Origin of the sequence: Vreelandella massiliensis (assembly GCF_900155385.1) — a bacterium.
Taxonomy (GTDB): Bacteria; Pseudomonadota; Gammaproteobacteria; order Pseudomonadales; family Halomonadaceae; genus Vreelandella; species Vreelandella massiliensis.
Window position 1 is genome coordinate 41,734 of the sequence record NZ_LT699752.1, and the last position, 10,069, is coordinate 51,802.

General features: G+C 58.9%; 8 protein-coding genes and 1 pseudogene. 6 read left to right on the top strand and 3 right to left on the bottom strand.

Features of this window, described 5'->3' with window-relative positions; translation table 11 throughout:
* The first annotated feature begins 70 nt into the window (after window positions 1-70).
* The 5 genes from BQ9846_RS15680 to flhA all read left to right on the top strand — a co-directional run bounded on the left by BQ9846_RS15680 (window position 71) and on the right by flhA (window position 5,860).
* On the top strand, window positions 71-1,132 hold the full coding sequence (locus BQ9846_RS15680) for a protein-glutamate methylesterase/protein-glutamine glutaminase (protein ID WP_075881990.1): 1,062 nt from the start codon (window positions 71-73) through the stop codon (window positions 1,130-1,132).
* 214 nt (window positions 1,133-1,346) lie between these two features.
* Complete coding sequence (gene cheY / locus BQ9846_RS15685; RefSeq protein WP_075881991.1) at window positions 1,347-1,736, top strand: chemotaxis response regulator CheY; 390 nt, start codon at window positions 1,347-1,349, stop codon at window positions 1,734-1,736.
* A 43-nt stretch (window positions 1,737-1,779) separates the two neighbouring features.
* Entirely contained in the window at window positions 1,780-2,475 is a 696-nt protein-coding gene (gene cheZ, locus BQ9846_RS15690) for a protein phosphatase CheZ (protein ID WP_075881992.1), read from the top strand.
* 125 nt (window positions 2,476-2,600) lie between these two features.
* Window positions 2,601-3,761, top strand: a complete 1,161-nt coding sequence (gene flhB / locus BQ9846_RS15695) for a flagellar biosynthesis protein FlhB (RefSeq protein ID WP_075881993.1) — start codon at window positions 2,601-2,603, stop codon at window positions 3,759-3,761.
* Window positions 3,758-5,860 (top strand): flagellar biosynthesis protein FlhA, encoded by a 2,103-nt coding sequence (gene flhA, locus BQ9846_RS15700; protein ID WP_235818991.1) that lies wholly within the window; start codon window positions 3,758-3,760, stop codon window positions 5,858-5,860. Before flhB ends, flhA begins: the two co-directional genes overlap by 4 nt.
* A 45-nt stretch (window positions 5,861-5,905) precedes the next feature.
* Here the strand turns inward: flhA and BQ9846_RS15705 are convergent.
* Both BQ9846_RS15705 and BQ9846_RS15710 read right to left on the bottom strand, forming a co-directional pair.
* A pseudogene (locus BQ9846_RS15705) lies at window positions 5,906-7,261 on the bottom strand (cache domain-containing protein); the annotation flags it as partial.
* On the bottom strand, window positions 7,258-8,028 hold the full coding sequence (locus tag BQ9846_RS15710; RefSeq protein WP_075881994.1) for a GntR family transcriptional regulator: 771 nt from the start codon (window positions 8,026-8,028) through the stop codon (window positions 7,258-7,260). The pseudogene BQ9846_RS15705 and the gene BQ9846_RS15710, both read right to left, overlap by 4 nt.
* Window positions 8,029-8,365: 337 nt before the next feature.
* Between BQ9846_RS15710 and lldD the strand changes: the two genes are divergently transcribed.
* Window positions 8,366-9,508 (top strand): FMN-dependent L-lactate dehydrogenase LldD, encoded by a 1,143-nt coding sequence (gene lldD / locus BQ9846_RS15715; protein WP_075881995.1) that lies wholly within the window; start codon window positions 8,366-8,368, stop codon window positions 9,506-9,508.
* Window positions 9,509-9,682: 174 nt separating this feature from the next.
* Here the strand turns inward: lldD and BQ9846_RS16725 are convergent, their stop codons facing one another.
* Window positions 9,683-9,859 carry a hypothetical protein gene (locus tag BQ9846_RS16725; protein ID WP_159437938.1) on the bottom strand — a complete coding sequence of 59 codons (177 nt, stop codon included), beginning with the start codon at window positions 9,857-9,859 and terminating at the stop codon, window positions 9,683-9,685.
* Window positions 9,860-10,069 lie beyond the last annotated feature (210 nt).

Sequence of the window (10,069 nt, forward strand, 5' to 3'; positions counted from 1 at the left end):
TTAGTTGGGGCGTGTCAACCGACGGCGGTGGCCAGCTTAACTCTCGTATTCACACGAAAGGAGGCGTGCATTGAGCGCATCTAAAATTAAAGTCTTATGTGTCGATGATTCAGCACTCATTCGCGACTTGCTCACGGAAATCATCAACTCCCAGCCGGATATGGAAGTGGTGGCGGTGGCCCCCGACCCTATCGCGGCGCGGGATCTCATCAAGCAGCATAACCCGGACGTGCTCACGCTTGACGTGGAAATGCCGCGCATGGACGGGCTGGATTTTCTTGAGCGCCTGATGCGCCTGCGTCCCATGCCGGTCCTGATGGTCTCTTCGCTGACACAGGCAGGGTCCGAAATCACCCTGCGTGCCCTAGAGTTGGGGGCGCTGGATTTTGTCGCCAAGCCAAGCCTCGGGATTCGCACAGGCATGATGGAGTATGCCAACGAGATCGCCGAGAAGCTGCGCGCGGCTGCCCGCTCGCGCCCCCGCCAGGCGCGGCACAAGAACACCCCGCCGAAACAGGAGTTGAAGGCGCCGCTGGTCTCGAGTGAAAAGCTCATTATCATCGGCGCCTCCACCGGCGGTACCGAGGCGATCCGTTCGGTACTGGAGCCGCTGCCGGCGAACGCCCCGGCTATTTTGATTACCCAGCACATGCCCGGTGGCTTTACCCGTTCGTTTGCCGAGCGGCTGGACCGCATATGCCGCATTACCGTGAAAGAGGCGAGCGACGGCGAGCGTGTCCTGCCTGGCCATGCTTATATTGCCCCCGGCGATCAACACTTAGAACTGGCGCGCAGCGGGGCGAACTACGTCGCACGCTTAAACGACGGCCCGCCGGTCAATCGCCACCGCCCCTCGGTGGATGTTCTGTTTCACTCGGCGTCCAAGCACGCGGGGAAAAACGCCATCGGCGTGATTTTGACCGGCATGGGCAAAGATGGCGCCACGGGGCTGATGGAAATGCGCCAAGCCGGCGCGGCCACCATCGCGCAAAACGAAGAGACCTGTGTGGTCTTTGGTATGCCGCGTGAGGCGATTGCCATTGGGGGCGCCACCGAAGTGGCGGCGCTGGACGATATCCCTGACCGTTTGATGTCGCTTATCGCCGCATCCGGCCGCGCGCAGCGGGTGTAAGTATGAGCAGGGTGTTGAACAGCCTGTGCTGGATATCGCCCAAGACGCCGCCAATCAGGCGGTAGCGATTTTTTGTCCAGTAGCGGCGTCAGCGCGCATCCTGCGTTATCATCGCCCAAGCCCGCGTTGGCGCGTAGCAAACTCACACCATCGTCAGTGCCAGCGCATGACGACTGGGAAGAATTTAATAGCTGATAGACATAGAGGATGACCCATGGCCGATAAGAACATGAGCTTTCTGGTAGTCGACGACTTTCCCACGATGCGCCGCATTGTGCGTAGCCTACTCAAAGAGCTTGGCTTTACCAACGTGGAAGAGGCCGAAGATGGCCAGGACGCGCTTAACAAGCTGCGCGCCGGCAACTTTGAGTTTGTGGTATCCGACTGGAACATGCCCAACTTGGACGGACTCGAAATGCTTAAGGAGATCCGCCAGGATGATCAACTCAAGGATTTGCCCGTGTTGATGGTGACCGCGGAAGCCAAGAAAGAGAACATCATTGCGGCTGCTCAGGCGGGCGCGAACGGCTACGTGGTGAAGCCCTTTACCGCTGCTACCCTTGAAGAGAAGCTGAACAAAATCTTCGAAAAAATGGGCAAGTGAGTGGAAAGGCGCCAAAGCGCCTGTATAACAAGGAGACAACACCATGAGTCAGAATGAGCAGGCCGGCTCCGGCAAGCTGTCCGAGGAAGCCTCCGAAGACCTGATTCATCGTATCGGCAAGCTGACGCGAATGCTGCGTGAGAACATGCGCGAGCTAGGTCTCGATAAAGAGATCGAGAAAGCGGCCGAAGCGATTCCCGATGCCCGCGACCGCCTGCACTACGTTGCGGCGATGACCGAGCAGGCCGCCGAGCGCGCGCTCAATGCCATCGACCGCGCACAGCCGATGCAGGATCAGCTCACCGAGCGCGCCGAAGCGCTGGATAAGCGCTGGGCGGAGTGGTTCGAAGCGCCCAAGGAGCTCGACGACGCCAAGGCGCTGGTGAAAGAGACGCGCCGCTATTTAAGCGATGTACCGGAGATGACCGGCGCGACCAATAAAGAGCTTCTCGAGATCATGATGGCCCAGGACTTCCAAGACCTGACCGGCCAGGTGATCAAGAAGATGATGGACGTGATCCGCGAGATCGAACACCAGTTGGTGCAGGTACTGATTGATAACGTGCCCGAAGCGCAAGCGCGTGAAACCATGCAGCGCAAGGCCGAAGATCAGTGGGAAAGTGACAAGGCACGGCGCAATGAAGAACTGCTCAACGGTCCGCAAATCAAGGATGATGCGCCTGATGTTGTCTCCGGCCAAGACCAAGTGGATGACCTGCTCGATGAGCTTGGGTTCTAGTCGCGACATGCGTTGAGCGCCGCTGTGTACGTCACACCTTGGTCACTGGCTTCAGCCGCCCCTTGGGCGGCTGAGTCCGTGTACGCCTCGCCGAATGGCAAAGACCTCTATGACGAAAGACCTCCATGGCAGATAACGATAGCGACGAGGAAAAGACCGAAGAGGCCACGCCCCGACGCGAGGAAAAGGCGCGCGAAGAAGGGCAGGTGCCGCGTTCGCGCGAGCTCACCACTTTTTTGATGCTGCTCGGTGGCGTTATCGGCCTGTGGAGCATGGGCATGATGCTGTATGACCAGCTCGGCACGGTCATGGAGCAAGCATTTCTGTTTGAGCGCCGGGAAGCATTGGAAACCACGCCCATGCTAGTGTCGGCGCTGGATTTAGGCGAGCGCACGCTGTACGCGATTCTGCCGCTTTTTTTGCTGCTGACGATCATTGCGCTGGTCGCGCCGGCGCTACTGGGGGGCTGGCTGATCTCCGCCAAGTCGCTGCAGCCCAAGCTGTCCAAACTCAACCCGGCGAAAGGGTTAAAGCGTATTTTTTCCTTGCAGGCGCTGATCGAGCTGGCGAAAGCGCTGGCCAAGACCGGGTTGGTCGGCGGTGTGGGCGCGGCGTTTCTTTACTTTAATATCGGCAAGTTTCTGTCGCTGATGGATCAGCCGGTGCAGCAGGCGCTGACCAACGCCTTGAACATGGCGGCGCAGGCGGCGGGGCTGATGGTACTGACGCTGCTCGTGGTCATTTTGATCGACGTGCCATTTCAACTCTATAACCATGCCAAGCAGCTACGCATGACCAAAGAGGAAGTCAAACGCGAGCACAAAGAGTCAGAGGGGGACCCGCAGGTGAAAGCGCGCATTCGTCAGCAGCAGCAGGCGATGGCGCGTGGCCGGATGATGAGTAAAGTTCCCGACGCCGATGTTATCATTACCAACCCGACGCACTACGCCGTCGCGCTGGTTTACCAGGAAGGTGCGATGGGCGCGCCGCGCCTGGTGGCCAAGGGGGCCGATGCCGTCGCGGCGAAAATTCGCGAAGTAGGCGAAGAAGCCGGCGTGCCGCGTCTGGAAGCCGCGCCCTTGGCGCGGGCGCTGTATCACCACGTGGATTTAGATGAGGAAGTACCGGCACAGCTGTATACCGCTGTGGCGGAAGTCATGGCTTGGGCGTATCGCTTGAAGCACGTAACCGATCAAGGAGGCGAGGTGCCCCCCACCCCCGACAACCTTCCGGTACCGCCGGAATTAGATAGCCGCACCGATCGCGGCAATGAGACGCCATCATGAAAGGGCTGAGTCAACTGCTGAGCCAGCGCGACCGTTTAAGTGATGTGCGCATGAAAGTGCTCGCCGGCCCGGTGTTGATCATCATGATTCTCGGCATGATGATCGTGCCGCTGCCGCCGTTCGTGCTCGATTTACTCTTTACCTTCAATATTGCCCTGGCGGTCATGGTGCTGCTGGTTAGCATGTTCACGCAAAAACCGCTCGATTTTGCCGCTTTTCCGGCGGTGCTGCTGTTTACCACGCTGCTGCGCCTGTCGTTGAACGTCGCCTCCACTCGGGTGGTTTTAATGAATGGCCACGAAGGGGGCGACGCGGCGGGTAAAGTGATCGAGGCGTTCGGTACCTTCCTCGTCGGCGGTAACTTTGCCGTGGGCTTGGTGGTGTTTCTGATTTTGGTGGTGATCAACTTTATGGTCATCACCAAGGGCGCCGGGCGTATCGCCGAAGTCGGCGCGCGCTTTATGCTCGACGCCATGCCGGGTAAGCAGATGGCGATCGACGCCGACCTGAACGCCGGGCTGATCGGCGAAGAGGACGCCAAAAAGCGCCGTGCCGAAGTCTCCCAGGAAGCGGATTTCTACGGCTCCATGGACGGTGCCAGTAAATTCGTGCGCGGTGATGCCATGGCGGGTCTGGTGATCATGGTGGTCAATATCATCGGCGGGCTTTTGATCGGCATGATGCAGCACGACATGAGCTTTGCCGCGGCGGGGGAGACCTACACGCTGTTGACCATTGGCGATGGCCTGGTGGCGCAAATTCCCGCCTTGGTGATCTCCACCGCCGCCGGTGTGACGGTCTCGCGGGTCACCACCGACCAGGACGTGGGCCAGCAGATGCTGAGCCAGCTGTTCGTTAATCCGCAGGTGATGATCCTCGCCGCCGCGGTAATGGGGCTTTTGGGGTTGGTGCCGGGCATGCCCAACCTGGTGTTTTTGATTTTCACCGCGCTGCTCGGCGGCTTGGCGTGGTTTTTGATTCGTCAGCAGAACCAGCTGTTGGTCAAAGAGGAGATCGCCGCGGCACCGCCGCCGCCCACGCAGGAGGCGCCCGAAGCCAGTTGGGAAGACGTGCAGCTGGTCGATACCCTGGGGCTGGAAGTGGGCCACCGCTTGATTCCGCTGGTCGATTCGCGCCAGAAGGGCGAGCTTCTGGGGCGGATCAAGAGTGTGCGCAAAAAGTTCGCCCAGGAAGTGGGCTTTTTGCCGCCGGTGGTGCATATCCGCGATAACTTGGAGCTTGCGCCCAACGACTATGTGTTGACCATGAAAGGCGCGGAGATCGGCCGCGCCGAGGCGCACCCGGGCAAGTGGCTGGCGATTGACCCCGGCCAGGTCTCCGGTGAGCTGCAGGGCACGCCGACGCAGGACCCGGCGTTTGGCCTGCCAGCGGTGTGGATCGACGGCAACCAGCGTGAACATGCTCAGGTCTACGGCTACACGGTGGTGGATGCCAGCACCGTGATTGCCACGCACCTCAACCACCTGCTGCACCGCCACTCGCCCGAAATGCTGGGCCGCGCCGAGGTGCAGAAGCTGCTCGACAAACTCAGCGACGAACAGAAGTCGCTGGTCGAAGAGGTGGTGCCGAAGGCGATTTCGCTGACGGTGCTGCAGCGCATCTTGCAGAACCTGCTCGACGAGGATGTCTCCATCCGCGATATGCGCACCATTCTCGATACCCTGGCCGAGTACGCCCCGCAGCAGCAAGACGCCAACGAACTCACCGCGCTGGTGCGCGTGGCGCTAGGCCGTGCGATTACCCAGCAGTGGTTCGCCGGGCAGGAGACGCTTAACGTGATGGGCCTCGACGCGCAGCTTGAGCAAGTCCTGCTGCAGGCCATGAACGGCAACGGCTGTCACCGTGATAGTGAGCGTCGGCGCGGGAGTCTCTTTCATCGCCTGCAGCGCATTGCTGATGAGATTGACGATCACCTGCTCCAGGCGCACCAGGTCGCCTTTGACCCAAAGGGTGTCGTGGGGGAGGTGCTGTTCCACGTTAATCTGCCCCGCCCGCAGGCGACTGTGAAAGAGCCGCAGTGCATACTCAACGCAGGACTGCACCGAAATCGTCTCCTGGCGCTCGCTGCTTTTGCGTGAGAACTGGCGTAGCTGGGCGCTAATGTCCGCCATGCGTTGGGTAAGCTCGATAATTTGAGCCAGATTGGCGTCGGCTTGCTCCACGCGGGAGAGTTCAAGAAAGCGACGCGCGTTTTCGCCGTAGGCGCGAATGGCGGCTAGAGGCTGGTTGAGTTCGTGGTTGATGCCCGCGGCGAGCTGGCCGATCACGGCAAGCTTCGCGGCTTGAATCAGCTCATCCTGCGTTTGCCGCAAATTGGCTTCCGCACGGCGCCGCTCTTCGATCTCCGCCGATAAACGCTGATTGCTGGCGACTAAATCCCGGGTGCGCCGCTCGACGCTGATTTCCAGCTCATCGCGCACCCGTGCCAGCGTCTGGCGTTCGCGGTCTGCAAAGGCTTCGCGCTCGCGGCGAAGGCGCAGACGCTGCCAACCGATGCCGCCACCGAGCGCGACGACACCGTAAAGCCCACCCGCCATTAGCGCCGTCATCCACTGCGCGTTAACCACCGGGTCGATCGGCTTAAGGATGTGCATGTCCCACTCGAATTCAGGCAGTTGGCGGGTCAAGCTCAGGTAGCGATGGTTGCTAAGCGGCCCGCTGTCGAAACTGACGATGTGAGTGCCGGGGGCGTATTGCGCTTCTTGACGGATCCCGGAGGCATCAAGGGGTTCAACGGCGTAGCGGCGGGTTTCACGCAGTGCTTCGCGCTGCTCATCGGAGAGCGGGTGGAGCGCATTCATGCGCAGTTCCGGTTCGCTTGCCAGAAAAATGATGTCGTCGGTAGCGGTGACAAAGAGCGTGGCGTCCTGTTCCGCCCAGCTCTCTTCCACATCGTTTAGCAGCACTTTCACTACCATCACGCCGTCGGGGCGTGCATCGGGGGAGGTGGTGTCGAGCCATACCGGGGCGGAGAAGTAGTAGCCGCGCTCAAGCGATTGCACCCCCAGGCCGTAGAAGCGCCCCTGGCCCCCGCCGATCGCGTCGGTGTAGTAGCTGCGAAAGGCGTAATTCTGGCCGATAAAAGTGTTGGGGCGATGCCAGTTGCTGGCGGCAATGGTGGTGCCTTCGCGGTCCAGCAGGTAGACATCCGACACGCCGGCGGTAAAGCGAAAACGGTCGAGCAGCAGGTTGAGCGGCATCACGTCTTGTCGCTCGGGAGAGGCGAGAAAACGCTGTACGCCTTCGCGGGTGGCGAGTAGTTGCGGCAAATAATCGTAGCGCAGCAAGTAACCGTTTAGGTTGGCGGCAGAGAGGCGCAGCTCATTTTCGGCATCCTCTTGAAGGTTGGTGAGCGCTTGCTCGCGAGCGAATCGAGCGGCCTGCCACATCATTAGCACCAGGCCGAGCGCTACCATAAGCCAGACCACGTGCCGCCACTTATTAAGCTGACGCGGTTTCCAGTGACGAAACTGCATCATGCCGGTGAGGAGACGCTCTGAGCGCGGCGCAAGGCGCGTTGGGCACGGGTTTCGGCGCGTGCCATTTCCAAAAGACCCTCTTCGACGAAGACAAGATGTTCGTGGGCACGGGTGCGAGCGTCTTCGGCGCGGCCTTCTAAAATGGCATCAAGCAGCGCGCGGTGCTGCTGCATTAACTGGCGGCGCGAGCCGGGCTTCGCGAACAGATGCGCGAGGTTATCGACGATACTCTGCTCCAGCAGGTGGAAAATGCCGCGAATGGTATGCAGCAGCAGGACATTATGCGCGGCTTCGGCAATCGCCAGGTGAAAAGCGGCGTCTAGCTTGGCTTCTTGCGCGGGGTCGGCGCCGGCAAAACCACCGTCCAGTTCTTCAAAGCGCTGAATCAACACCGCTTTATCCGCAGGTGTGGAGCGCAGCGCTGCGTAATAGGCCGAAATACCCTCCATCGCATCGCGAAACTCTAGCAGGTCAAGGTGGAACTCTTTGTGGCGCGAGAGCATTTCCAGCAGCGGGTCGGTGTAGCCGCTATTGAGAGTATCGTTGACGAAGGTACCGCCCCCTTGGCGGCTGTTCAGCAGCCCCCGCGCGGCAAGCTTTTGAATGGCCTCGCGCAATGAAGGGCGCGAGACGCCAAAGCGTTCGGCCAACTCGCGCTCCGGCGGCAAGCGCTGTCCAGGCTTTAGGCTGCCTTCTAAAATCATTGCCTCCAAGCGTTCGGTAATGACATCGGCTAAACGGGGCTGGCGAAGCGGCGAGTAGTTCATAAACGGCTCCTTAATTGGTAAGACCAATGTTAAGCAATTTGCGTAGCGTCTTCAACCGATTTGGCGGGAACGTGGAAGGAAAGGTATTTTTGCTGATGAGGCTTTCTCAGTGAGCCTAAAACTAAAGTATAGGTGAGAAAGCCGCGATAAGAGAGTGCCTTGATTTGACACCTTAATGGCGTTTCACTACCGTTGTGTCTGATTTTTTTGTTAATTGGTAAAACCAATTTTAAGTGCGGTGCACCGGCCTAGATAGCATGTGTGGCACCGGATAGCCGCCGTCAGTCGCCTCTTTGGTAACGGCTTTACACAGTGCACTCATTGCATAGGGCTCGTCATGATCATTTCAGCACCCACAGACTACCGCCAAGCAGCCAAGCGTCGCCTCCCTCCTTTCCTGTTTCATTACGCAGACGGCGGGTCATACGCGGAACGTACATTGCGTCGTAACGTCGAGGATCTTGCGGATATCGGGTTGCGACAGCGCGTGCTCAAGGATATGTCGTCGCTCTCGTTGGAAACCGAGCTGTTTGGCGAAAAGCTTTCCATGCCGGTTGCCTTGGCGCCCGTCGGATTAACAGGCATGTACGCTAAGCGTGGCGAGGTTCAAGCGGCGCGAGCGGCCACTAAGAAAGGTATACCCTTTACCCTCTCGACGGTATCGGTGTGTCCCATTGCCGAAGTCGCGGGCGCCGTTGAGCGCCCGATCTGGTTTCAGCTCTATGTGCTTAAGGATCGCGGCTTTATGAAGCATGTCCTTGAGCGTGCCAAAGAGGCAGGCGTCAAAACACTGGTCTTTACTGTCGATATGCCCGTGCCAGGAGCGCGCTACCGCGACGCGCATTCAGGCATGAGTGGCAAACACGGGCCAATGAGGCGCGTTCTTCAGGCGGCGATGCATCCTCTTTGGGCGTGGGACGTGGGGCTCAATGGTCGCCCTCACGACTTGGGCAATGTTTCTGATTATCGCGGGCAGCCGACCGAGCTTGAGGATTACATTGCCTGGTTGGGGGATAACTTTGATCCCGCCATTTCGTGGAAAGATCTGGAGTGGATTCGCGAGTTTTGGGATGGTCCCATGATTATTAAGGGTATCTTGGATCCTGAAGACGCTCGAGATGCGGTGCGCTTCGGTGCCGATGGTATTGTTGTTTCCAACCATGGCGGTCGTCAGCTAGATGGCGTTCCTTCCACGGCGCGGGCCTTGCCGGCGATAGCGGATGCCGTTAAAGGCGACTTGAAGATTCTGGCCGACTCCGGTGTGCGCAACGGACTGGATGTCGTGAGAATGATTGCGATGGGGGCTGACACGGCGCTAATTGGCCGCGCCTTTATTTACGCGCTCGCGACCTCTGGGGAGTCTGGCGTCTCGCATTTGCTGGAGCTGTTTGAAAAAGAGATGCGAGTGGCAATGACCCTGACGGGCGCGCGCAGCATTGCGGATCTTACGCAAGATTCTCTGGTATCGGAGGCATGGTGAACCTCCTAGCGCTTGGCAGTGAAAAAGTGGCCCGCTAAAAGCGTGGCGAGGCAGGCATGAAATTTTTTTACACACGCCTCTTGCCAATCCGGCGTTGAGCCCGTAAAGTACGCATCCGCTGCCGGGGACGCCAAGCGTTTCCAGCGGTGAATGAAGGTAAAAACCTTCGGTTTGTCAGTAGGTTAGAGCGATTGTCTGCTCACCTACATTGCTGAATTCAGCCACTGAAAATAGCGATTGACAAACACCACGGAAGGCGTAGAATACGCCTTCCTCGCTGAGGCCAAGCAGTACAGCAGTTGGCCGGTAATACAGCGACACGCTCTTTAAGAATTTGATCAGGTAATTCATGTGGGCGCTTGCCGATGAGGGTGACAAATCACCTATTATCAAGGCAAGCGACTCGTCAAGCCTGTTCTCAGGAACAGGATTTATGAATTCGTTTGAAACCTTGAGCCAAGATTGGTTCGCTTCTGCCTTCGGGCAGGCAAGAACTGTATGATTTTAAACTGAAGAGTTTGATCATGGCTCAGATTGAACGCTGGCGGCAGGCCTAACACA